General features: G+C 61.1%; 22 protein-coding genes and 2 tRNA genes. 10 read left to right on the forward strand and 14 right to left on the reverse strand.

Features of this window, described 5'->3' with window-relative positions:
- Positions 1-3: 3 nt before the first annotated feature.
- Genes ACSQ2A_RS14915 through ACSQ2A_RS14925 form a run of 3 tightly spaced genes read right to left on the reverse strand, consistent with a single transcriptional unit; the run spans position 4 to position 2361 of the window.
- Positions 4-210, reverse strand: coding sequence for a CsbD family protein (locus ACSQ2A_RS14915; RefSeq protein ID WP_295413596.1), 207 nt, complete (start codon positions 208-210; stop codon positions 4-6).
- A gap of 25 nt (positions 211-235) precedes the next feature.
- On the reverse strand, positions 236-1021 hold the full coding sequence (locus ACSQ2A_RS14920) for a DUF1365 domain-containing protein (protein ID WP_436072877.1): 786 nt from the start codon (positions 1019-1021) through the stop codon (positions 236-238).
- Complete coding sequence (locus ACSQ2A_RS14925) at positions 1021-2361, reverse strand: NAD(P)/FAD-dependent oxidoreductase (RefSeq protein WP_436072878.1); 1341 nt, start codon at positions 2359-2361, stop codon at positions 1021-1023. The genes ACSQ2A_RS14920 and ACSQ2A_RS14925 overlap by 1 nt, the downstream gene beginning before the upstream one ends.
- A gap of 134 nt (positions 2362-2495) precedes the next feature.
- On the opposite strand from ACSQ2A_RS14925, the gene ACSQ2A_RS14930 reads away from it, so the two are divergent.
- Genes ACSQ2A_RS14930 through ACSQ2A_RS14940 form a run of 3 tightly spaced genes read left to right on the forward strand, consistent with a single transcriptional unit; the run spans position 2496 to position 4244 of the window.
- A complete protein-coding gene (locus tag ACSQ2A_RS14930; RefSeq protein WP_295413591.1) occupies positions 2496-3173 on the forward strand; it encodes a sigma-70 family RNA polymerase sigma factor in 678 nt (225 codons plus the stop codon).
- Complete coding sequence (locus ACSQ2A_RS14935; RefSeq protein WP_436072879.1) at positions 3170-3817, forward strand: ChrR family anti-sigma-E factor; 648 nt, start codon at positions 3170-3172, stop codon at positions 3815-3817. Before ACSQ2A_RS14930 ends, ACSQ2A_RS14935 begins: the two co-directional genes overlap by 4 nt.
- 10 nt (positions 3818-3827) lie before the next feature.
- Complete coding sequence (locus tag ACSQ2A_RS14940) at positions 3828-4244, forward strand: DUF2177 family protein (RefSeq protein ID WP_436072880.1); 417 nt, start codon at positions 3828-3830, stop codon at positions 4242-4244.
- Here ACSQ2A_RS14940 and ACSQ2A_RS14945 read toward each other — a convergent pair.
- The 3 genes from ACSQ2A_RS14945 to ACSQ2A_RS14955 form a co-directional block, all read right to left on the reverse strand.
- Positions 4234-4965 carry an SDR family NAD(P)-dependent oxidoreductase gene (locus ACSQ2A_RS14945; RefSeq protein ID WP_436072881.1) on the reverse strand — a complete coding sequence of 244 codons (732 nt, stop codon included), beginning with the start codon at positions 4963-4965 and terminating at the stop codon, positions 4234-4236. The two genes, ACSQ2A_RS14940 and ACSQ2A_RS14945, sit on opposite strands and share 11 nt — an antisense overlap.
- Positions 4966-5084: 119 nt before the next feature.
- Positions 5085-5169, reverse strand: a tRNA-Leu gene (locus ACSQ2A_RS14950).
- Between the two features lie 56 nt (positions 5170-5225).
- Entirely contained in the window at positions 5226-5588 is a 363-nt protein-coding gene (locus tag ACSQ2A_RS14955) for a GFA family protein (RefSeq protein WP_436072882.1), read from the reverse strand.
- 142 nt (positions 5589-5730) lie between these two features.
- Between ACSQ2A_RS14955 and ACSQ2A_RS14960 the strand changes: the two genes are divergently transcribed.
- The 3 genes from ACSQ2A_RS14960 (at position 5731) to ACSQ2A_RS14970 (ending at position 8656) form a co-directional block, all read left to right on the forward strand.
- Positions 5731-6729, forward strand: a complete 999-nt coding sequence (locus ACSQ2A_RS14960) for a complex I NDUFA9 subunit family protein (protein WP_436072883.1) — start codon at positions 5731-5733, stop codon at positions 6727-6729.
- Positions 6730-6820: 91 nt separating this feature from the next.
- Positions 6821-8014 carry a class I SAM-dependent RNA methyltransferase gene (locus tag ACSQ2A_RS14965; protein ID WP_436072884.1) on the forward strand — a complete coding sequence of 398 codons (1194 nt, stop codon included), beginning with the start codon at positions 6821-6823 and terminating at the stop codon, positions 8012-8014.
- Positions 8015-8275: 261 nt separating this feature from the next.
- Positions 8276-8656 carry a hypothetical protein gene (locus ACSQ2A_RS14970; protein WP_295413572.1) on the forward strand — a complete coding sequence of 127 codons (381 nt, stop codon included), beginning with the start codon at positions 8276-8278 and terminating at the stop codon, positions 8654-8656.
- Between the two features lie 252 nt (positions 8657-8908).
- Here the strand turns inward: ACSQ2A_RS14970 and ACSQ2A_RS14975 are convergent, their stop codons facing one another.
- The 3 genes from ACSQ2A_RS14975 to ACSQ2A_RS14985 form a co-directional block, all read right to left on the reverse strand.
- Positions 8909-9733 (reverse strand): sugar phosphate isomerase/epimerase family protein, encoded by an 825-nt coding sequence (locus ACSQ2A_RS14975; RefSeq protein ID WP_436072885.1) that lies wholly within the window; start codon positions 9731-9733, stop codon positions 8909-8911.
- Positions 9730-10899 carry a dihydrodipicolinate synthase family protein gene (locus ACSQ2A_RS14980; RefSeq protein WP_436072886.1) on the reverse strand — a complete coding sequence of 390 codons (1170 nt, stop codon included), beginning with the start codon at positions 10897-10899 and terminating at the stop codon, positions 9730-9732. Before ACSQ2A_RS14980 ends, ACSQ2A_RS14975 begins: the two co-directional genes overlap by 4 nt.
- A gap of 167 nt (positions 10900-11066) precedes the next feature.
- Positions 11067-12218 (reverse strand): Gfo/Idh/MocA family protein, encoded by a 1152-nt coding sequence (locus ACSQ2A_RS14985; protein ID WP_436072887.1) that lies wholly within the window; start codon positions 12216-12218, stop codon positions 11067-11069.
- A 339-nt stretch (positions 12219-12557) separates the two neighbouring features.
- On the opposite strand from ACSQ2A_RS14985, the gene ACSQ2A_RS14990 reads away from it, so the two are divergent.
- Positions 12558-13250 carry a TetR/AcrR family transcriptional regulator gene (locus ACSQ2A_RS14990; protein WP_295413546.1) on the forward strand — a complete coding sequence of 231 codons (693 nt, stop codon included), beginning with the start codon at positions 12558-12560 and terminating at the stop codon, positions 13248-13250.
- Between the two features lie 173 nt (positions 13251-13423).
- Here the strand turns inward: ACSQ2A_RS14990 and ACSQ2A_RS14995 are convergent, their stop codons facing one another.
- The 5 genes from ACSQ2A_RS14995 to ACSQ2A_RS15015 all read right to left on the reverse strand — a co-directional run bounded on the left by ACSQ2A_RS14995 (position 13424) and on the right by ACSQ2A_RS15015 (position 18186).
- Entirely contained in the window at positions 13424-14113 is a 690-nt protein-coding gene (locus tag ACSQ2A_RS14995) for a PadR family transcriptional regulator (protein ID WP_436072888.1), read from the reverse strand.
- A 325-nt stretch (positions 14114-14438) separates the two neighbouring features.
- A complete protein-coding gene (locus ACSQ2A_RS15000; protein WP_436072889.1) occupies positions 14439-15581 on the reverse strand; it encodes a winged helix-turn-helix domain-containing protein in 1143 nt (380 codons plus the stop codon).
- Between the two features lie 99 nt (positions 15582-15680).
- On the reverse strand, positions 15681-17435 hold the full coding sequence (locus tag ACSQ2A_RS15005) for an alpha/beta hydrolase (RefSeq protein ID WP_436072890.1): 1755 nt from the start codon (positions 17433-17435) through the stop codon (positions 15681-15683).
- A 128-nt stretch (positions 17436-17563) separates the two neighbouring features.
- Positions 17564-17639, reverse strand: a tRNA-Ala gene (locus ACSQ2A_RS15010).
- A gap of 139 nt (positions 17640-17778) precedes the next feature.
- Positions 17779-18186, reverse strand: coding sequence for a TIGR02300 family protein (locus ACSQ2A_RS15015; RefSeq protein WP_295413536.1), 408 nt, complete (start codon positions 18184-18186; stop codon positions 17779-17781).
- A 190-nt stretch (positions 18187-18376) separates the two neighbouring features.
- Here ACSQ2A_RS15015 and ACSQ2A_RS15020 point away from each other — a divergent pair, with 190 nt between their 5' ends.
- The 3 genes from ACSQ2A_RS15020 (at position 18377) to ACSQ2A_RS15030 (ending at position 21505) form a co-directional block, all read left to right on the forward strand.
- The gene (locus tag ACSQ2A_RS15020; RefSeq protein ID WP_436072891.1) at positions 18377-19030 is read left to right on the forward strand and encodes a (d)CMP kinase; all 654 of its coding nucleotides are present in this window, start codon (positions 18377-18379) and stop codon (positions 19028-19030) included.
- A 183-nt stretch (positions 19031-19213) separates the two neighbouring features.
- On the forward strand, positions 19214-20929 hold the full coding sequence (gene rpsA, locus ACSQ2A_RS15025) for a 30S ribosomal protein S1 (protein WP_295413531.1): 1716 nt from the start codon (positions 19214-19216) through the stop codon (positions 20927-20929).
- A 72-nt stretch (positions 20930-21001) separates the two neighbouring features.
- Positions 21002-21505, forward strand: coding sequence for a GNAT family N-acetyltransferase (locus tag ACSQ2A_RS15030; RefSeq protein WP_436072892.1), 504 nt, complete (start codon positions 21002-21004; stop codon positions 21503-21505).
- Positions 21506-21776 lie beyond the last annotated feature (271 nt).

Genomic DNA, 21776 nt, shown 5'->3' on the forward strand with positions numbered 1-21776 from the left:
GCTTTAGTGCCAGGTCTGACGGTCATACCAGGTGTCGATATCCTTGCGGACCTCGTCCTTGGCCTTGCCGTAGCGCTCCTGGATCTTGCCTTCGAGCTGCTCGCGTTTGCCGTTGATCTCGGTCAGATCATCGTCAGTGAGCTTGCCCCACTGTTCCTTGACCTTGCCCGACACCTGCTTCCAGTTACCTTCAACGCGGTTCCAGTCCATGAAAAGCTCCTTTGGTTATGAAGGGCTAATCCCTGGAGAGAGGAACAGGTTCCGAAACGTGATCGGCCTCGCGCCTCTGTGAGCGTGCCGCGCTGATCTCGTCCTTGGGCACATGACCATGCACGCGAATGCCCTTGAGCAGCAGCCGCAAGGCTTCCCAATGGATGCCTGCGGTCACTTTCAGGGTCATCAGCGGATGGCTGAAGAACAGTTTCAAGAGATTGGCATCGGTGAAGTCGCGGCGTGTGCCGGAAAAGGCGGCATAGAGCAGCGGTTCACCCGCCTCGGTTTCATTGATGGCAATTCGAACGCGCTCTTCCGGCGGCACGATCTTGAACTGGTAGCGACAGTCGAGCCCGATAAAGGGCGACACGTAGAACGCCTTATCAGCCGCCTGCTCATCGCCGACAGGCAGCACGTATGTGTGTCGCTCGCCAAAAGTATTGTGGACTTCGTAGATCGTGGCGATCGGTTTTCCGCTGATGTCATCGCAAAACCAGACGCTGAGCGGATTGAACACATAGCCCAGAATGCGCGGATAGCAGAGCAGCCGGATTCGCGCCGGCGCGGGCAGGCCGGCTTCCCGTAATTGCGCAGTGGCCCAGTCGCGCAGGTCCAGACCATGCCCGTGATCTGCCGAATTAAATGCAAACAGCGCCTTTCGATCCCAGCCGAAGTATTTCAGGCGATTGAGTTCCGGCAGTTCGTCGAGATCGATCAGGATCGAAAACACGCGATAGCGCAGCCTATGCCGCTTCGGCCGATGCCGTTGATGCACCACCTCCCCGACATAGATGGCCGAGCCCGTCATCACGCAACGAGGCTCGCAAGCGGGGCCAGGGTGATGCGGCCGGAGGGATCGGGCACGATCCAGGGGCGCGGAAGGGCGCCCATGTCCTCGGCGGCAGCGAGCCCCGCCTGCAGGCCATCTTCGTGAAAACCGCGACCGAAATGGGCACCGCAATACCAGGTGTTTTTGTGTCCCTGGATGCGCCAGAGATTTTCCTGCGCGGCGATCGCCTTGGCGTCGAAAAGCGGGTGCGTATATTCGAACCGGGCGATTTCCTCGCGCGGACTTTCGGGCGGATTGAGCGTCACGAAGAGATCACGCCCTTCCAGATGCTGCAGCTTGTTCATCCAGTAGGAGACACAAAGCGGGCCCTCTGTGGCGGTCGACGAGATATAGTTCCAGCAGCACCAGACCTTCTTGCGGCGCGGCATATAGCTCGCGTCGGCATGCAGCACGGCTAGGTTCCTGGTGTATTCGAAGGCCCCCAGCAGCTCGCGCTCATCCCTCCCCGGCTCGTCGAGCATGGCCAGCGCCTGATCGGCATGGGTGGCGATCAGGATGCGGTCGAACCGATCCTCATGGCCGTTCCGATCCCGCACGGTGACACCAGTCGCATCGCGGAAAATTTTTGCCACTGGCGACGACAAGCGCACCTCGCCCGAAAACTGTTTCAGCAGCGCATTGATATAGACCCGACTGCCGCCCTTCACCGTGCGCCAGAGCGGTCGCGCCGTCAGCAGAAGCAGGCCATGACTTTCGAAAAAGCGCACAAAGGCGAGGAGTGGGTAGGAGCGAATATCATTGGCCGAGGACGACCAGATGGCCGCGGCCATGGGAAGCAGGTGATCGTCGACAAAGGAGCGCGAATAGCGCTGCGCCCGCAAATATTCGTCGAGCGTCATGCCATGCATATCCGGCCGCTCGAGCACCGAAGGCGCTTCGCGATAAAAGCGGATGAGATCGCGCAGCAGCGCCCAGAAGCGCGGGCGAAACGCATTGCGGCGCTGCGCCAGCATGCCGGCAAGCCCCTCGCCGCAATATTCGAATGTGCCTTGATCCAGCGAGGCCGAAAACGACATTTCCGTCGATACGCTCTCGACCTCGAGATGGCGCATCATGGCGACAAAATTGGGATAGTTCCGGTCATTGTAGACGATGAAGCCGGTATCGACCGGCCCCGTGCCGGGCACATCCACGGTATTGGCATGGCCACCGACATAGTTTGCCGCTTCGTAGAGCACCACGTCATTGGATTTTGAGAGCAGCCAGGCCGCCGAAAGGCCTGAAACGCCGCTGCCGATGACGGCAATCCGCTGGCGCGTCGGTTGCGGTCCGGAAAAGGCACCCGCGGAATGAAACATGATCTGGTCCCGTCTGTTTCATGCAGATACGGGTGCCGGAGGATTTTAGATCACTCCAGGGCTCATATTTTTGGCCCAAGCGAAATTTCGTCGCGCCGGTGATCCACCGATTTGATCGCGCCGTAGATTGCGGCATGACACTGGCAATTTACCCACTGACCGGGAAGTGCAACGATGGCGCGGCGATGATGCGCCCCCAACGCGCTGCGCCCCGCAAGGACAAAACCCGGCAGGTCATGACCACGGACCAGAATCAAGACGGCTCCCTCCCCAACGATCTCAGCACAAAGCTCGTGGCCATTGCCGCCTCGGCCGACATGGTCGCCTTCGAGGCCCTGTTCCGCGAATTTTCGCCGCGCATCCGCGCCTATCTCCTCAAGATGACGCGCGACGCGCAGGCTTCCGAAGACCTGATGCAGGAAACCATGATCGCCATCTGGCGCAAGGCCGGCCAGTTCGACCCCGCGCGCGGTCATGCCTCGGCCTGGATCTACACGATCGCGCGAAACATCTGGATCGACGCCTGGCGGCGCCAGCGCCGGCCGGTCTTCGACCCCGACGATCCGGCGCTTGTCGCCGACCCCGAACCCGATGCCCCAAAGCTCATGGAAGCCAAGGAAAACAGCGCCGCCGTGCATGCGGCGCTCAAAAACCTGCCCAAGGAGCAAGTAGAGCTGATCAAATTGTCCTTCTTCGACGAGGCCTCTCACAGCACCATTGCCGAACGTCTCGGCCTGCCCATCGGCACGGTCAAGTCACGCATCAGGCTGGCCTTTGGCCGCCTGCGCACGGCGCTGGAGGATCTGAAATGACCATCCGCCATCACATCAACGACGATCTCCTCCTCGCCTATGCCTCCGGCAACCTGGCCGAAGGCTGGTCGCTGGCCGTTGCCTGCCATCTCGCCATGTGCCCCGAATGCCGCCGCAAGCTCGCCGTGGCGGAAGCCGCCGCCGGCGCCCTCTTGGAAGAGCTGCCGCCCGAACCCAGTCCCGAAAATTCCTGGGAACGCCTCAAGGCCCGCCTTCTTTCCGAGCCGCAGGAAGCCGCCGAGCCGGTGAAGCGTCCCGCCAAGGCTACTCTGCCCGAACCCCTCCGCACCTATCTCGGCGGCGATCTCGACACGCTCAAATGGCGCAGCATGGGCACGGCCAAGCAGATCGTCATCCGCACCAATGACAACGAGACCCAGGTACGCCTGTTGCGTATCGGCGCCGGTACGCCCGTGCCCGAGCACACTCATGGCGGCCGCGAATTGACGCTGGTTCTTACCGGCCGTTTCCACGACGAAGTCGACAGCTTTGGCCCCGGCGATCTCGAAGACGCCGATGGCTCGCTGACGCATCAGCCGGTGGCGGATCCCGAGGAAGATTGCATCTGCCTCGCCATCACCGATGCGCCGCTAAAATTCCGCTCCCGCTTCATGCGGATCATCCAGCCGTTCCTCGGCATTTAAGGAGAAGACCATGGCCGGCATTTCGCTCCTGACGCTCCTTGCCGCCTATGCCGGCGCCGCCGCGGTTTTCTTCGCGCTCGATTTCCTGTGGCTCTCGGTCATCGCCATCGGCTTCTATCGGGCCGAGATCGGCACGCTGCTGCTCGAACGCCCCAATTTCATGGCGGCCGGCGCCTTTTACCTGTTCTACGTCGCCGGCATTGTCGGCTTTGCCGTGGTCCCGGCGGTGTCGGCCCAGTCCTGGCTCTGGGCCGTCATTGCCGGCGTCGCCCTGGGTCTTATCGCCTATGGCACCTATGACATGACCAATCTGGCGACCCTCAAGGATTGGTCCTGGAAGGTCAGCGCCATTGACCTCTGCTGGGGCGGTTTCCTCAGCGGGTTTGCGGCCCTGGCCGGCTATTGGGCCGCCCGCCTCACCGCTTGAGTTTGGCCGCGATCGGCAGCGAGATTGCATAAGGCAGAATGCCAAGCAGCCGCAGCGGCCAGATCAACCGGCGCGGAAAGGCAATTTCAAAACTCTTTCCCTCGAGCCCGCGCACAATGCGCTGCGCCGCATCCTCGGGCTCAAGCAGGGCCGGCATGTCGAAATCGTTCTGGTCGGTCAGAGGCGTGCGCACGAAGCCGGGCGTCACGAGCCGCACATCGACCTCAGGGGCGAGCTCAACGCGAAGACTCTGCGCCAGGTTGACGATGCCCGCCTTGGTCGCCGAATAGACCTGCCCCTGCGGCAGCCCAAACAGCGCCGCGGCCGAACCGAACAGCACCAGTTGCCCACCTTTTCGCAGGTTTCCGGCCGCGCAACGGGCAACATTGAACGTCCCCGTCAGATTGGCCGCAAAAATCGCCTCGGCCTTTTTCTGGTCGGCCTTGAGCACCGGACCCGGATCATAGCCCGCCGCCGTGACGATGACGCGATCAAACGGCCCATGCGCCGCTGCCGCTCGTTCTAGGGAAACGGGATCAACCACATCGGCCACAACAGAAGCGTGCCCGGCGCCAAGCTCGGCAACCACCGCATCAAGCGCGTCCTGCTTGCGACCGGACACGACGATTCGCGCGCCTCTTTGCGCATAGGCTTTGGCCAGCGCCATACCGATGCCGCTGCCGCCGCCAATGATCCAGATTTTTTCGCCCGTCGCAGCCATGCCAAATCTCCTTGTGTGAAAGAGATACGAGCCGCCAAACCATTTGGATGCGCGAGAAGAAACCCAAAAACACGAAAGCCCCGGACCGAGAGGTCACGGGGCTTTTCGCATCGAGAAATTGGTGCCCAGAAAAGGACTCGAACCTTCACGCCTTGCGGCACACGGACCTGAACCGTGCGCGTCTACCAATTCCGCCATCTGGGCGACGGGCGTGTAACTAGGGCCCAGCCAATTCAAAGTCAACGGGCTTATGACGGTTTTTAGAAGTTTGCCCCATCCCAATGCTTTATCGCGTCCTTTTCGATCCTTGGCGGGTTTTCCAGGCAGTTCACATTGATCATGTACATCGCGTTGCCCTTGCCGTCGGAGCCCCGGGCAAAAGACTCGATTCCGCAGGTCTTGCAGAAGAGATGATCGATCATTTCGGTGTTGAACCGATAGGTGGTCAGATTATCCGCCCCGGAAAGCAGCGTGAAATCGGCTTCCGGCATGGATTGCATGACCCAGCCCAGCCGCCGGCAGCGCGAACAATTGCAATCGCCCAGGCCCGAAAAATCGGTATGGGCTGAAAAGCGCACGGCGCCGCAATGGCACTGGCCCTGATAATCCTGCTTTTGGGGCATGATGTTCTCCTTCTAGAACAAAAGAAGAACAAATCCTGTCAGGAGTCAAGCGCGGCAATATCACGAATTCCTCGACATTGGCGGCTTCGCTGGGATAGAAGCATTCCAAACTTTGTGCCCAAACGCCTTGCCGGAGTCCAAAATGGATCGCTTCTCGCCCAAACTCGCTACTGTCTTCGGCGGTTCGGGATTTGTCGGGACCCATCTGGCCCAGGTTCTGGCCCGCGCCGGTTATCGCGTGCGCCTCGCGGTGCGCCGTCCCGATCTTGCCGGTGACGCCAAAATGCTCGGCGGCGTCGGCCAGATCGTGCCGATCCAGGCCAATATCCGCAACGAAGCTTCCGTGCAGCGCGCCGTTGCCGGCGCCGATGTGGTCATCAATCTTGTCGGCCTTGGCTATGAAACCGGCAAGCAGACTTTTAAGGCCGTAAACGTCGACGGTGCCGCCGCCATCGCCCGCGCCGCCAAGGCAGCCGGTGTCTCTGCGCTGGTTCACCTCTCCGCCCTCGGCGCCGATGTGGCCGCCGAAGTCAGCGCCTATGCCGCCAGCAAGCTTGCCGGCGAAGAGGCCGTCTTGGCTGCCTATCCGCAGGCCGTCATTCTGCGGCCCTCGCTGATGTTCGGCCATGGCGACGGCTTCTTTAACAAGATGGGCGCCCTGGCCCGCGGCCTTCCGGTCATGCCGGTGATTTCGGGTTCCTCGCGCTTCCAGCCGGTGCATGTCGGCGACGTCGCCGAAGCCATCGTCGCCGCCGCCGAAGGCAAGGTAAAGACGGGCAAGGTCTACGAACTCGGCGGCCCTACCGTCGAGACACACAAGGATCTCCTCGCCCGCGTGCTGCGCGAAACCGGCCGCAATCGTCCGCTCGTCGCCCTGCCCTCCGGCATTGCCAAGCTTTTCGCCCTGCCCTTCGCCATCCTGCCGGTCGCCCCGCTGGTGACAGCCGACCAGATCGTACTGCTCGGCGTCGACAATGTCGTCTCCGACGCGGCCATCAAGGACAAGCGCACCCTTGCCGCCTTCGGCATCGAGCCGACCTCGATGGATACGATCCTGCCGCAATATCTGTGGCGTTTTAGCAAGCACGGCCAGTTCGACCGCCCCAAGACCGGCGACGTCTCGTTGGCAAACAGCCGATAAAAGAATCGTTTTGAGCCTGTCTTCGTCCCGAAACCGCTAGGCACTTTCGGGAGACATGCTGTAGTTCCGGGGCAGCAAGCCCCGGACTGTCATGACCTCAACCGCCAAAATCGAGTACCTCGGCCACAAGGGCGAGGGCGTCGCCCATATTGATGGCGAGCGCGTTTTTGTTCCCTTCGCCCTGCCTGGCGAAGACATCAGCCTTACGCGCGAAGGCGAGCGCGGCACGCTGGTCGAGGTTTTGACCCCGTCTGCCGACCGGCAAGCGCCCTTCTGTCCCCATTACGGCGCCTGCGGCGGCTGCCAGCTCCAGCATATGGCGCCGGAAGCCTATCGCGCCTTCAAGACCAGCCTTGTCGAAACCCCGCTTTTGCAGGCGGGCATAGACGCCAAGGTCGAAAAATTCGTGGATGCGGGCGGAGCCGGGCGCCGTCGGGCGACGCTGCACGCCCGCAAAGACGCTGCCGGCTATATGCGGCTACGCAGTCACGACCTCCTCGATCTCGACACCTGCCCCATTCTCGTGCCGGCGCTGAAACCGGCCTCCGACATTGCCCGCGCCATTGGCGCCATGATCGGCCCTTGCGATGTCAGTCTTACCGCCACCAATACCGGCCTCGATGTCTCGGTAAAGAGCAGCGTGAAGGGGTTGAAAGGCGACCGGCTGATTGCTCTGGGCAATCGCTTCCGTCTCGCCCGTCTCGCCTTCAATGGCGAAATGCTGTTCCTCGCCCAGATGCCGCGGGTCACCATGGGCAGGGGCGATGTCGAACTCCCCGTGAGCAGCTTTTTGCAGGCGACGAGTGAGGCCGAACAGGTTCTCGCCGACTACGTCACTTCGGCCGTGGGCAAGGCCAAATCGGTCGCCGATCTCTTCTGCGGCGTCGGCCCCTTCGCGCTGCGGCTCGCCGAAAAATCGACCGTCTTTGCCGCCGATAGCGACAAGCCGGCCGTCATGGCATTGGACAAGGCCGTTCGCTATGCCAAGGGTCTTAAGGCCGTAACGGCCAAGACGCGCGACCTCTTCCGCGAGCCCCTCACCCGTTTCGAGCTCAATTACGATGCCGTGGTGCTCGATCCGCCCCGCGCTGGCGCCGAGGCCCAGGTCAAGGAAATCGCCGCCTCAAAGCTCAAGCATGTGGTGATGATCGCCTGCGACGCCAAAAGCTTTGCCCGCGATGCGGCCCTCTTGGTGAAGGCCGGATTCGCCCTTTCCGACCTCGTGGCGGTCGACCAGTTCACCTGGTCGACCCATATCGAAATAGCTGCCACTTTCAGGCGCTAAAACCCCTAAATTCCAGGCAATGTCTGGGGCCAGACTAAGGCAAGTGTTCACAAATTTGGCCTTGGCGAGCCAATAAACACCAGCGAAATCACTGACATTTCTCAAGTTTTTACGAAATCTTAGTTTGGCCGATTTTTATGGTTCTATTCACCATGAAACCTTCGGCCGCCATTGGCGTTGGGCCACTACACAAACATGACAAAAGGGTGCTTCTGGCGCGGTGTTGCGTTGCAGCGGGGACATCCTTTCGGAGAGAAACCAATGCTACGTTATGCACTCGCCCTTCCCATTGCCCTCACCTTCCTTGCCTTTCCCGCCGCCGCCCAGAATGTGAACCCCGCCGGTTCCTGGGTGGATAATTTTGGCACTTCCTTTGAATTTTCGCTCTGCGGCGACGGTACCGCGCTTTGCGGCGTCCTCAAGGATATTCAGGGCAAATCCCGCACGCCCGACAATCTTGCTTATGTGAACAAGCAGGTCGTGTCGGCCCAGCAGGTCGCTTCCAATGAGTGGAAGGGCACTGTGGTCTATGATGGCGCCAAGGCTGCCGCGACCGTGAAGCAGGTTTCGCCCGATACGATTAAGATCACCGGCTGCCGCGCCGGCATCTTCTGCCAGACCCTGACCTTTAATCGCGTCTAAAAGACCAAAGCGCGTCGCGCTTTATCGGTCTCGCTCCCTCGGGAGGAGCAAAAGGCCGCGCACCGGAGCCCTCCCGGTGCGCGGCCTTTTGTATTTTTGGGCTTTGTTGGTGGCACCAACAACACCCCACCCACCGGACGTCATCCTCGGGCTTGACCCGAGGACACTTCACTTACCGTGTTCCCATCAAGTATGGAGCCCTCGGGTCAAGCCCGAGGGTGACGGTCCGGGGTTAGCGTACGATACCTTTGCTCAGCAGACCGTTGCGACCCGCTCCTTGATGACGGCAAGCACCTCGTCGCCGGGGCGCTTCCACCAGTTGTCCTGGCTGAAAATTTCGACCTCCTGCGGACCAAAGAACCCCGCGTCCTCGATCATTTTCCGAATGGCCGGCAGGTCGATGACGCCATCGCCCATCATGCCGCGATCGAGCAGCATATCCTTGGTCGGCACCAGCCAGTCGCAGATGTGGTGGGCAAAGATGCGCTTCATCCGGCCCGCCCGGGCAATCGCCTTTGCAAGGTTCGGGTCCCACCAGACATGGTAGACGTCGATAGCGACACCAACCGTCTCCCCCAGCGTTTCGCAGATATCGAGCGCCTGATCGATCGTGTTCACGCAGGCCCGGTCGGCCGCATACATCGGATGCAGCGGCTCAATGGCGATCTTTACGCCTGACGCCCTGGCATGGGGCAGCATGGCGGCAATGCCATCGGTCACCATCTGGCGCGCTGCCGGCAGGTCTTTTGACGAGCCCGGCAAGCCGCCGACCACCAGCACAAGGCAATCGGCATTGAGCGCGGCGGCCTCATCGATAGCGCGCAGATTATCGTCGATCTGCTTCTGGCGACCCTCGGCCGTCTCCGCCGGAAACATGCCGCCACGGCAGACACCGGTCACCTGCAGCTTGTTTGACTTCACAATACGCGCCGCCTCATCAAGACCGATGGCCGCGATCTGATCGCGCCAGGGCGAAATGGCGGTGATCCCGGCGCGCAGGCACCCGTCCACCGCTTCGGCAAAACCCCATTGCTGGCGTGTGGTGGCAAGATTGAGCGAGATTTTTCGGGCGGTCATGCGGACACCCCATGAACAGCGAGGACGTCACGCATGCGTCTGGTCGCGAGCTCCGGATCAGCCAGCACGCGGGCCTTGTCCGCAAGGCGGAAGAGTTCCGCCAGATGCTGCAGCGAGCGGGTCGATTGCTGGCCGCCGATCATCGCGAAATGGTCTTGCAGCCCGTTGAGATAGGCAAGGAAGACGACGCCGGTCTTATAGAACCGCGTCGGGGCCGCAAAGATATGGCGGCTCAGCGGCACCGTGGGTTCCAGAATATCGAAGAACTCTGCCTTGTCGCCGCGACCGAGCGCCGCGAGACCCGCTGATGCCGCCGGGGCAATGGCATCAAAGATACCGAGAAGGGCATGGGAATAGCCCTGGTCGTCGCCGGCGATGAGTTCGGCGTAATTAAAGTCGTCGCCGGTATACATTTTCACGCCTTCCGGCAGGCGGCGGCGCATGGCGATTTCCTTCTCGGCCGAGAGCAGGGAAATCTTGATGCCATCGACCTTGTCGGCATTGGCGGCGATGACATCGAGGCAGACATCCATGGCCGCGTCATGGTCGATATTGCCCCAATAGCCCTGCAGGGCCGGGTCGAACATTTCCCCCAGCCAATGCATGATCACCGGCTGCTTTACATTGGACAGCACATGGCCATAGACACGCGCATAATCGTCCGGCGACTTGGCCGCAGCAGCAAGCGCGCGGCTCGCCATCAGGATAACGCGACCACCTTCGCCTTCGACAAAGCCGACCTGCTCGTCATAGGCGCGCAGGATATCGTCAATGGTCACATCCGGACCCGGCGCGAGATGATCCGTCCCAGCGCCATAGGCGATCAGGCTATCGTCACGCGTCCGCGCCTCGGCCTGCGCGCGACGGATCAGCTCCTTGGCTTCCGTCCAGGTCAGCCCCATGCCGCGCTGAGCGGTATCCATGGCTTCGGCCACGCCAAGCCCGAGATCCCACATGCGATGGCGGAATTTTAGGGTCGTGTCCCAATCGATCGCCGGCGTAAGCCAAGGATCGTTCACCGCCAGGGGATCGGCCACGACATGCGCCGCCGAATAGGCGATGCGCGGAAAATCGGCCGACTTGAATTTGACGAAAGGGATCGGGTCGCCGGTCAGCGTATAGGGGCTGATGGAGCGGTCGGGATTGGGCAGGTTGATGGTCGGCATGGCGGGCTTCCCCCTCATCCGGCGCTACGCGCCACCTTCTCCCCGAGAGGGAGAAGAATGGTCCGGCGCCTGTTGCAACTCGGTGCCCCCATTCCTCTCCCACCTGGGGAGAGGGTGGATCGGCCGAAGGCCGAGACGGGTGAGGGGGATTTCCCGTCCAGCGCTGATCAAAATTCCAGCTTCGGCACGTCGAGCCAGCGGCGCTCGGCCCAGCTCTTCAAACCGAGTTCGGCCAGCTGCACGCCCTTGGCGCCGGCTTCGAGGCCATAAGGCCACGGCGCGTCCTCGGCCACATGGCGCAGGAACATTTCCCACTGCACCTTAAAACCGTTATCGGCCGGCCAGTTGTCCGGAACTTCTTCCCAATCGTTGAAGAAGTTCATGGTCTGCGGCTGGTCGGGGTTCCAGACCGGCTTTGGCGTGTTGACGCGATGCTGGGTCCAGCACTTGTGCAGACCCGCCACCGCCGAGCCCTTGGTGCCATCAACGTGGAAAGTGACAAGATCGTCGCGGCGCACGCGGGTGGTCCAGCTCGAATTGATCTGGGCGATCACGCCGCCTTCGAGTTCGAAGGTCGCATAGGCCGCGTCATCGGTATCACACTTGAAGCGCTTGCCCTGCTCGTCGACGCGCTCGGGAATATGCGTCGCGCCGAGGCAGGAGACAGCCTTCACTTCGCCGAAGAGATTGTCGAGCACATAGCGCCAGTGGCAGAGCATATCGAGGATGATGCCGCCGCCATCGTTCTTGCGATAGTTCCAGGACGGACGCTGCGCCTTCTGCCAGTCGCCTTCAAACACCCAATAGCCGAATTCGCCGCGCACCGAGAGGATGTCGCCAAAGAAGCCCGAGTCCTTGAGCATCTTGATCTTCATCAGGCCGGGCAGGAACAGCTTGTCCTGCACCACGCCATGCTTCAACCCCGAAGCGCGGGCTGTCTTGGCAAGGTTCACGGCCACTTCGAGATCATCCGAAGTCGGCTTTTCGCAATAGACATGCTTGCCGGCAGCGAGAGCCTTTTCGAGGAGGCCCGCGCGCATCAGCGTCGTGCCGGCATCGAAAAAGATCGTGTCATCGGGATTGGCGAGCGCGGCGTCGAGGTCGCTGCCCCAGCGGGCAATGTTGTGCTTCTTGGCGAGCCGTTCGATCTTGTCGGCATCGCGACCAACGATGATCGGGTCCACAACCAGGCGATCGCCATTGGCAAGCGCAATGCCCCCCTGATCCCGGATCGCCAGGATGGACCGCACTAGGTGCTGGTTGTAGCCCATGCGCCCCGTGACGCCATGCATGATGATGCCGATACGCTTTTCCGCCATTCATTCCTCCGGCCGCTTTGCGGTGTAACTGATTGGTTACTTACATATCGCCGGCTCATGGCAGCGTCAAGCCGGATAGCGCCGTAAAATTACGGGGGAGTGTGCAGTCATCATACCACCAGCCGGTTACTTGTACTTGACAGGCCTAGGGGTGCCGCCCAAACTTCAACCAATGGTCCGAAGCGGCCGAGGAGACTTTTTCGGGGGGCGTGCGGCCATGGGGCGGAATATTGCGATTGAGCGCCTCTATGGCGCTGCTTTACCGCCCGGAATGCGGCTGCTATTGGCCACACCGACTTCCCGCGCCCAGTAAAAGATTTGATCCGGCGGTACCAAGACGTGTCAGACACAAGTTCAACCGCCGCGGCCGAGCCGCCCAGCAGCAAGCCGGAGCCAGCCGCCAAGCGCACCCGCAATTCGGCGAAAACCAAGGCGTCCATTCTCTCGGCCGCCCGTGTCGAATTTGCCGACCGCGGTTTTGAAGGCGCGCGCGTCGACGCCATTGCAGAACGGGCCGGCGCCAACAAGCGGCTGCTCTACCACTATTTTGGCAACAAGGAAGATCTCTACCGGGCCGTGCTGCTCGATGCCTATCAGGAGATCCGCAAGGGCGAGCGGGCCCTAAGCCTCGATCAATATGATCCGGCCCAGGCCATGGACCGGCTGGTGCGCTTCACCTTCAGGCATTTTCTTGCCAATCCCTGGTTCCCGCGCCTGCTCGGCACGGAAAACATCGAAAATGCGCGGTTTCTGAAAACCCTGCCCGACATCAAGGCCCTGCATTCCCCGCTCGTCGGCCAGATCGCCGAAATCATCGCCCGCGGCAATGAAGCCAATATTTTCCGGCGCGACGTCGACCCGGTGCAGCTCTACATTTCCGTCGCGGCGCTGGGCTTTTTCTACGTATCGAACACGGCGACGCTGTCGGTCATTTTTGAGCGCGACCTCTCCAGCGTCGCCATGGTGCAGGAGCGCGAGGCTCACGCCGTGCAGATGGTGCTCGACTATTTGAAGACCAAGCCGGGGGCCTGAGGCCGTCGCGTATTTGATTTCCTGACTTATCCGTCGTCGTCACCACCGGGCCGGTCCCGGTGGTCCATGCGGAGGCGAGATGGATTGCCGGGACAGGCCCGGCAATGACGACAGCGGAAAGATTTGGTCATGTCGTCCGCTAGAGCGAGACGACCCCGACCTGACGATGGACCTCAGAGGTCCACATCATCCTCGCCCAACGCATCCACTTCGGCAGCGGCGCGACGCAAAATCTCGGCCGCCCGGCGCTGATGCTCTTCCGAGCCATGCCGCGCCTTGCGGATTGCCGCCTTCAACGCCTTTCGAGCCTGATCGAGCTCCGGCACCGCGTCATGCAGCGGCCGGTCCTCACCCCCGCGATGCGGCGGTTCATTGCCATCTTCCGGACGACCACCAAAGGGCCAGTCGGCCCGCACAAATTCGCGGAAACGATTAAACTGCTCGCCGGTCCGCGCCAGGAAATCCAGCGTGGAGGCCACGGCCTCCCGGTTTTCATTTAGATGCGCCCGGCCTTCCTCGGTGATCGTATAGAGCTTCTTGTTGCCCTCGGCCGACGAGGTCACATAGCCGGCTTCCTCGAGATAGGTCAGCGCCGGATAGACGATGCCGGGGCTCGGCGAATAGACGCCATTGGACCGCTCTTCGATGGCCTTGATCAGATCATAGCCATGCCGGGGCTGCTGCTCGATGAGAAAGAGCGCCACGAGCCGCACATCGCCCGAGGCAAGCATGCGCCCTACACGAAAATTGCCGCCGAGCTGGCCGAGATCTTCTTCACTAAAATTCTGGAATTTGCCCCAGCCGCGACGCGCCATCTGCTCAAAACGCCGCCAATTGGGTTCGCCATTGCGCCAGTAAGACATGATGTGTCTCCGATATGTTTTGTTCCTGATCAAGGAGGTCGGAACCAGCGAAGACAGTTTCAAGATATATCTTATGAAAGAATCGTAATGTGATCGGCTTGGGTGCGCGCGGTTTCGCACCTTGCGCCTCCCGTCAGGGAGTGTTCGGGATGCCCACTGCCCTTTTTGATTTTCACGGTGTCATTCCCGCGAAAGCGGGAATCTCCGTTTCAAAACAGGGATTCCCGCGGGAATGACACCGTGGATGGAAACCGACTGTGCGAGTAATCCAAAATTACCACGCCCCCTTGATGGGGAGGTTGGGAGGGGATGTCTCCGGCAAACGCTAAACCCCCAGCTGAAACCGCTCGAACCGTCCCAGTTCCGTGTCCACCGCGGCCTTCTCCTCGGCGCCGATCTCTTCGAGCCAGGTCCATTTCTGCACCAGCAGTTTTCCTGCAGCGCGATCGGTCTTCAAATCCACCGCTGCCACGACCCGATCCCCCAAAAACACCGGCAGGGCAAAGTAGCCGTAGACCCGCTTTGCGGCCGGTAAGTAGGCTTCGAACAGGTGGTCGTAGTCGAAGAAAATTTTCAGCCGCTTGCGCTGGATAACCAGCGGATCGAAGGGCGAAAGCACGTGCACGCGGCTCGACGGCGCCGTGGCCCTCTCCAGCACCGCCGGTTCGGCCCAATGCGGCACTTTTTCCGCGCCTTCAATGATGACCGGCACCAGGGCCCGTCGCTTCACCCGCGCCTCGATCAATTCGCGCACGGCTTTCTTGGCCGGCGCATTGAGGTGGCAGATGGAATCAAGGCTCACGATCCCCTGACTCTTCAGCGCCCGATCCAAGAGATAGGCCGTGATCTGCCGCTCCGTCGCAGGCTTGGGACTGCTCTCCCAGCCAAAATGCCGCTCGATCAGGTCATAGGTCTTGAGCATGCCTTCACGCGCCGAAATCGCCACGTGGCCCTGATAGAACATCAGCTGCAGCACGCGCTTGGACGGCTTCCGGCTCGCCCAGGGATGGTCCTTTTCGACCAGTTCATCATCGTCGATATCGCGGATGGAGAGCGGCCCGCCCTCGCGCAGCCGCTTCTTCATGGCGCTGATTTCTGCGCTGCTGACCGTACCGAACCAGGTACTCGGCTTGTCCCGATAGGCCTTCATCGCCGGCACGAAATATCGCAGGTCCGCCACCGGCACATAGCTCAGCGCATGAGTCCAATATTCGAGGATCGATTTGTCCACGCTCTGCAAATGCGCGAGGTCAGAACGGCGATAGTCGGGAATGCGGGAATAGAGGATATGATGGTGGCAGCGCTCGATCACATTGATCGTGTCGATCTGCACATAGCCCAGATGCGCAATGGCGGCGGCAGAGGCCTCGGGGCCGGCGCCAAACGGAGTTTCCTCATCGAGCCGCTGCGCCTTGAGCCAAATGCGCCGCGCTTTTTCGGCTGAGAGGATGATGGGTTTTCTGGCCATTTTTGGTCCTTGTCCGGCGCCCGATCGAAGCAATGCCAGAAGGATAGCGGCAGTCAAACCCGATTATGGCAGGAGCATCGCGCCTCAGGTTTGCTTCAATCAGTTTGCCACAACAGGCTGGTTGTGCCGGAACCATCCCCCCTCGATCAGCGCGCGCGGCCCATGCCGGGTCAGCTTTGCTTCAAGCGCATCGAGTTCGGCATCGGAAAAACCCTGTGGCTCGGTGACCGCCACCCAGCCATCAAAATAGTCCTGCGGCGCATAGACATGCCCAAAACCGATGGGCGCAGTCTGGGCCAGCGCCATGTCGAGCGCCAGCTGCAGAAAGGTAACGACCGGATACCAGTTGAGCAGCGGGGACACCGAAGGCGCCCGCTCTTCGCTGAGCCACGCCGGCTCGCGATAGAGCAGCGTCCAGTCGAAGAAGACGATGGGGTCGGAGGGATATTGCAGATAGACGATCCGCATCGGCCCCCATTCGCTGCCCTCGTCGAGATCGTCGCCTCTATTGGCAAAGCGCACTGTCGTTTCCTGGCCGATGCGCGGCCGCCAGAAGGGCGATCCGGGGTCGCGATTGGCTGTGGTAGTGCGCCAGGCGGCGCTGGCAAAGGGCGGCCCCACCCAGAGCGCCCCATCGAAGGGATCGCCCAGAATGTCATAGAGCTGGGCCGAGGCCGCCGAACTATAGGCGCCAAGGCTGAGGCCATGGAGATAGAGCTTTGGGCGCCGGTCATGCGGCATGTCGGTCCAGCGGTCGTAGACCGCATTGAACAGAGCCCGCGCCGTTTCCACCCCGATATCGGGTTCGGACACCAGCGACAGCCAACTCGTGAGATACGAATATTGCACGGCGACGCTGGCAACATCCCCGCCATGGAGAAATTCGAGCGTGTCCACCGCTGCCGGCTCGACCCAGCCCGTGCCCACCGGCATGATCAGCACCAGCACCTTGCGATCAAACGCGCCGACCCGGTCCATTTCGGCCAAGGCCAGTTCGGCGCGCTTTTCCGGCGTATCAGCCGAGCGCAGGCCCACATAGACGCGCAACGGCGTTTCCGCCGGTTTTTCGGTGATCGCGGCGATCTCCTCGGCGGTCGGGCCGGTCTCGACATAGACGCGGGCATCAAGACCAATGGTGTCCCATCTGACCAGCGATTGCGTGCTGCCCGATTTCAACGGATCTGTCGGCATGGGTTCGGAAATGCCCACCAGCCGGTCGAAATTGCCGTAAAACCGGTCGGCAGCAAAGAAGAGGCCCCGCGCAACGACGCCATCGCCCACCGTGGCCGTAGCAAGCCCCACCAGGATCATGGCCCCGACCAGCGCGACGCGCGGCGGGATCAGTTTTCCGAGCCAAATGGCGACGATCCGCACGCCATGGACAATCAAGGTCCCGAGCCCCACCAGCAGGGCTGCCGGCAAGAGGGCAATCAGCGCCACCAGCAGCGGCTGGGTCGCTTCAAGCGGCGCCTCGCCCATGCCGGCGCGAATGGAATTCTGCCAGCCGGTCCAGAACCAGAGAAAGGCAATGGTGAGGACAAGGCACGCCCCGGCACAGAGCCGCCCGGTCCAGCGCGCCACCCTGCGGTTGGGCCAGCGCAGCTCCAGGAAATTCCACAGCCATTCAAGAAAGACCCCGATGCCATAGCCGGCCGCAAAGGCACAGCCGGACAAAATCCCCTGCACCAGCACATTGCGCGGAATAAGCGAGGGCGTCAGCGACAGGGCAGCAAAGAGAAGACCAAAAAGCCAGCCGCCGGCCGAGAGCGTGTCGAGACGCCGTCCGGCGAATCGAACAAGGCGGCGCCAATAAGGTTCGGTCCCGGACGGGGAAGAGGTGACATTGGACGACAAGACGGGCGTCCCGGGCTGGTTCTGTCCCATCACTATAGGAAAGCCGGCGCAGGAAACAACCGAACCCCGACGCATTCGCGCCAAAGCGCGGCTCGATGCTACCAGTCTGTCAACAATTTAGGAGGAAATGGTGGAGCCAAGCGGGATCGAACCGCTGACCTCTTGCATGCCATGCAAGCGCTCTCCCAGCTGAGCTATGGCCCCATTCCGTGGGTCTCGGAGGCGCTTGGCCGTCCGAAGCGAGGCGGAACCTAGAGGATGATTCCGGACAACGCAAGTGCCTAAATGACACTTTTTTCATCCGCCGGGGAAAACCCTCCCCGGCGGAAAAACTCAAATAAAATCAGCGGTCTTCGTCGTCGCCGACGTCAAAGCCGAGGCCGTCATCGGCGTCGTCGTCTTCCTCTTCGAGGAACACGTCTTCTTCATCGTCGCCCAGTTCTTCGTCGACTTCGACATCGTCGACATCTGGGATTTCCTCGTCGCCGCCGCTCTCTTCAGCGTCGGCATCCTCGAGGCTGACGATTTCAGGAGCGTTGGTGTCCTCGACCTCTTCTTCTTCCTCGACCTCATCCTCATCGTCGACCTTGCGCGACGAAACGGTCGACGCCTTGCCGACTGCCAGGGTGTCGAAATAGGAGCGGGGATAGGACTTGCCGGTATAGGGCGAGACGATCGGATCCATGTTCAGATCGTAGAACTTCTTGCCGGTATCGGGATCGGTACGCTTGGTACCGCGTTCGTTGGCCATTTCACATGCCTCGTCGAAAAGGGAAAATGCCTGTGGCCGACCGCCGCGGCCAAGCCTGATATTCGGCCAGTCCGGTTAGGTGCAAAGCCGGGTTGTGTCAAATCCTAAATGCTGAACAAGCGAGGGTGGCTCCGCCCCGCAAACCCATGCTAAGGCGTCCCGGGATATGCCAAGTGCCAGGGTGAAGGTCATGATCATAGCCGTCGATGGACCAGCCGCTTCGGGCAAGGGCACATTGGCCCAGGGTCTTGCACGACACTACCAGTTGCCGCATCTCGATACGGGCCTGCTCTATCGCGCCGTCGGCGTGGCCGTCGAAGCCTTTGAAGACACGAGCGAATTTGAAGCCAAGGCAATCGAAGCCGCCCAAAAGCTCGATGCCGCGCACCTCACCGATCTCGAGACCCTGACCAGCGCCAAGGCCGGCACGCTGGCTTCAAAAGTCGCCGTCATCGCCGAAGTCCGCAAGGCGCTTTTCGACTTCCAGCGCAATTTTGCCCTGCAACCGGGCGGCGCCGTGCTCGATGGCCGCGATATCGGCACGAAAATCTGCCCCGATGCCGACGTAAAACTTTTCATCCAGGCCGACAGCAAGGCACGCATGGAGCGCCGGGCCCGCCAGTTCGAGGCGCGCGGTGAGGTGGTTGACCGCTATGCTCTCTATCACCAGATAGAAGAACGGGATGCGCGTGACATGCTCAATCCCAATGGCGGTTTCTACAAGTCCGACGACGCACACTTGCTCGATACGACACAACTGAGTATAGAGGCCGCACTCCGCGCTGCCATCGCGATTGTCGATCAGGCCATGGCGCTCAAGGCAGGGGAACGTTCGTTCTCCTAATTTCCTCCTTGAGGCTTTTGGTCCCGACCATCATCCAAAGCCTTGGTCCGGAAACCGACTAAACAAATCGTCCTGTTCGAGAAGCGGTGCTCCGTGCGCCGGCTTTGGCATTTGTGCTGAAGCGGACCCGAATTCTCAATGGGATCAGCAACCCTCAACACGCCGGCGCAACGGAGAAAAAGTTTGGCACAGCAAACTGTGACTAAAGAAGATTTCGAATCGATGCTGCTCGACTCCTTTGTCGACAACGATGCCGCCGAAGGCACCGTTGTTCGTGGCAAAGTCGTCGCCATCGAAAAGGACCTGGCCATCATCGACGTCGGTCTCAAGACCGAAGGCCGCGTCCCGCTGAAGGAATTCGGCGCTGCCGGCCGTGATGGCACCATCACCATCGGTTCGGACGTCGAGGTCTATGTCGACCGCGTCGAAAACGCCATGGGCGAAGCCGTCCTGTCGCGTGAGAAGGCCCGTCGCGAAGAGAGCTGGGTCAAGCTCGAAGAAAAGTACAACGCCAATGAGCGCGTTGAAGGCACGATCTTCAACCAGGTCAAGGGTGGTTTCACCGTCGACCTCGAAGGCGCCGTGGCCTTCCTGCCGCGTTCGCAGGTCGACATCCGTCCGATCCGCGATATCGCTCCGCTCATGAACGTGCCGCAGCCGTTCCAGATCCTCAAGATGGACAAGCGTCGCGGCAATATCGTCGTGTCGCGTCGCGCCATTCTCGAAGAATCGCGCGCCGAACAGCGTTCGGAAATCGTCCAGCAGCTCGAAGAGGGCCAGGTTGTCGACGGCGTGGTCAAGAACATCACCGATTACGGTGCGTTCGTTGACCTCGGCGGCATCGACGGCCTGCTGCACGTCACCGATATCGCATGGCGTCGCGTCAACCACCCGTCGGAAGTGCTCACGATCGGCGAGACCATCAAGGTCCAGATCGTTCGCATCAACCACGAATCCCACCGTATCTCGCTCGGCATGAAGCAGCTCCAGGCTGATCCCTGGGAAGGCATCGAAGCCAAGTACCCGATCGGTGCGAAGTTCTCTGGCCGCGTGACCAACATCACCGACTACGGCGCATTCGTCGAACTGGAACCGGGCATCGAAGGCCTGATCCACGTTTCGGAAATGAGCTGGACCAAGAAGAACGTCCACCCGGGCAAGATCGTCTCGACCTCGCAGGAAGTCGACGTGGTCGTGCTCGAAGTCGATCCGGACAAGCGCCGCATCTCGCTCGGTCTCAAGCAGACCCTGCAGAACCCGTGGGAAGCTTTCGCCGAGAAGAACCCGGTTGGCGCCACCATCGAAGGCGAAGTCAAGAACAAGACCGAATTCGGTCTGTTCATCGGCCTCGAAGGCGATGTGGACGGCATGGTTCACCTCTCCGACCTCGACTGGCAGAAGTCCGGTGAAGTCGCTCTCGACGACTACAACCGTGGCGACATCGTCAAGGCCAAGGTTCTCGACGTCGACGTCGAGAAGGAACGTATCTCGCTCGGTATCAAGCAGCTCGCTGCTGATGACCTCGCCGAATCGAGTGCAGCTGCTGGCGGCGAAGCCGGTGGCCTGCGCAAGAACGCCGTGGTCACCACTGAAGTCATCGAAGTCAACGATGGGGGCATTGAAGTCCGTATCGCCGACAGCGAAGTGACGGCCTTCATCCGCCGCGCCGACCTCAGCCGCGACCGCAACGACCAGCGTCCGGAACGTTTCTCCAAGGGCGAAAAGGTCGACGCACGCGTCACCCAGTACGACCGCAAGACCGGCCGCATCCAGCTCTCGATCAAGGCGCTCGAAATCGCCGAAGAACGTGAAGCCGTTGCAAACTTCGGTTCCTCGGATTCGGGCGCTTCGCTCGGCGACATCCTCGGCGCCGCCCTCAAGGGCCGCGACGAAAAGTAAGCGTCACGCTTATTTGCAATCTTTCGGCCCGCGCTTTATCAGCGCGGGTCGTTTTGTTTAGGGAGCACATCGATGCTTTTCAGGGATGTTTCCTGGCGCGCCATGAGCGGCTACGATCTCAACGCCGTCTCGACCATTGCCGAAAAAGTCCATCCCGGCTTTTTTGAATCCGACGCGGTCCTGGCCGAAAAGCACAGCCTCTACCGCAATGGCTGCTACATCCTGGAAGTTGCCGAGAAGCCGGCCGGCTATGTCTTGAGCCACCCCTGGATGCGCGGCTCCCTGCCGGCGCTTAACGCGCTTATCGGCGCGCTGCCCGATCAGCCGGACACTTTTTACATTCACGACCTTGCCTTGCTGCCCGTGACACGCGGCGTCGGCGCTGCCGGCCAGATCGTTGCCGCCCTCACGAAACATGCACAAGCCATGGGCTTTCCCACCATGAGCCTCGTCGCCGTCAACGGCTCGGTGCCCTTCTGGGAAAGGCAGGGTTTTGTGACGGAAGACCGGCCGGAACTGGCGGAAAAGCTCGCAGCCTATGAGGATGCGGCGCGCTATATGGTGAAGGCGCTTTAGATTTTGGTGGGGGGCTCCATCATCCGGGCCTCCCCGTGATGGGGCGTACCTTGAACCCCCACACTCACCGCGTCATTCCCGCGAAAGCGGGAATCTCTATTTCCATGCAAGGAGATCCCCGCTTTCCTGGGAATAACACCGTGTGCTTTTGAAGCGCGCAAAAATCCGGGCTGAGCCCTCTCCTGATGGGGCCACCGCCGGTCAAAATAATCCGACCTCTGGCCGTTTCGTCTCATCCGTGTATGGTCGCACCAAATTCTGCAGGACCATG

Source organism: Devosia sp. LjRoot3 (assembly GCF_964252865.1).
GTDB lineage: Bacteria > Pseudomonadota > Alphaproteobacteria > Rhizobiales > Devosiaceae > Devosia.

What these genes read in the sequence shown, in the direction of transcription:
- ACSQ2A_RS14915 (WP_295413596.1), bottom strand. Translation starts at nt 210, where the DNA reads ATGGACTGGAACCGCGTTGAAGGTAACTGGAAGCAGGTGTCGGGCAAG.
- ACSQ2A_RS14920 (WP_436072877.1), bottom strand. Translation starts at nt 1,021, where the DNA reads ATGACGGGCTCGGCCATCTATGTCGGGGAGGTGGTGCATCAACGGCAT.
- ACSQ2A_RS14925 (WP_436072878.1), bottom strand. Translation starts at nt 2,361, where the DNA reads ATGTTTCATTCCGCGGGTGCCTTTTCCGGACCGCAACCGACGCGCCAG.
- ACSQ2A_RS14930 (WP_295413591.1), top strand. Translation starts at nt 2,496, where the DNA reads ATGACACTGGCAATTTACCCACTGACCGGGAAGTGCAACGATGGCGCG.
- ACSQ2A_RS14935 (WP_436072879.1), top strand. Translation starts at nt 3,170, where the DNA reads ATGACCATCCGCCATCACATCAACGACGATCTCCTCCTCGCCTATGCC.
- ACSQ2A_RS14940 (WP_436072880.1), top strand. Translation starts at nt 3,828, where the DNA reads ATGGCCGGCATTTCGCTCCTGACGCTCCTTGCCGCCTATGCCGGCGCC.
- ACSQ2A_RS14945 (WP_436072881.1), bottom strand. Translation starts at nt 4,965, where the DNA reads ATGGCTGCGACGGGCGAAAAAATCTGGATCATTGGCGGCGGCAGCGGC.
- ACSQ2A_RS14955 (WP_436072882.1), bottom strand. Translation starts at nt 5,588, where the DNA reads ATGCCCCAAAAGCAGGATTATCAGGGCCAGTGCCATTGCGGCGCCGTG.
- ACSQ2A_RS14960 (WP_436072883.1), top strand. Translation starts at nt 5,731, where the DNA reads ATGGATCGCTTCTCGCCCAAACTCGCTACTGTCTTCGGCGGTTCGGGA.
- ACSQ2A_RS14965 (WP_436072884.1), top strand. Translation starts at nt 6,821, where the DNA reads ATGACCTCAACCGCCAAAATCGAGTACCTCGGCCACAAGGGCGAGGGC.
- ACSQ2A_RS14970 (WP_295413572.1), top strand. Translation starts at nt 8,276, where the DNA reads ATGCTACGTTATGCACTCGCCCTTCCCATTGCCCTCACCTTCCTTGCC.
- ACSQ2A_RS14975 (WP_436072885.1), bottom strand. Translation starts at nt 9,733, where the DNA reads ATGACCGCCCGAAAAATCTCGCTCAATCTTGCCACCACACGCCAGCAA.
- ACSQ2A_RS14980 (WP_436072886.1), bottom strand. Translation starts at nt 10,899, where the DNA reads ATGCCGACCATCAACCTGCCCAATCCCGACCGCTCCATCAGCCCCTAT.
- ACSQ2A_RS14985 (WP_436072887.1), bottom strand. Translation starts at nt 12,218, where the DNA reads ATGGCGGAAAAGCGTATCGGCATCATCATGCATGGCGTCACGGGGCGC.
- ACSQ2A_RS14995 (WP_436072888.1), bottom strand. Translation starts at nt 14,113, where the DNA reads ATGTCTTACTGGCGCAATGGCGAACCCAATTGGCGGCGTTTTGAGCAG.
- ACSQ2A_RS15000 (WP_436072889.1), bottom strand. Translation starts at nt 15,581, where the DNA reads ATGGCCAGAAAACCCATCATCCTCTCAGCCGAAAAAGCGCGGCGCATT.
- ACSQ2A_RS15015 (WP_295413536.1), bottom strand. Translation starts at nt 18,186, where the DNA reads ATGGCCAACGAACGCGGTACCAAGCGTACCGATCCCGATACCGGCAAG.
- ACSQ2A_RS15020 (WP_436072891.1), top strand. Translation starts at nt 18,377, where the DNA reads ATGATCATAGCCGTCGATGGACCAGCCGCTTCGGGCAAGGGCACATTG.
- ACSQ2A_RS15030 (WP_436072892.1), top strand. Translation starts at nt 21,002, where the DNA reads ATGCTTTTCAGGGATGTTTCCTGGCGCGCCATGAGCGGCTACGATCTC.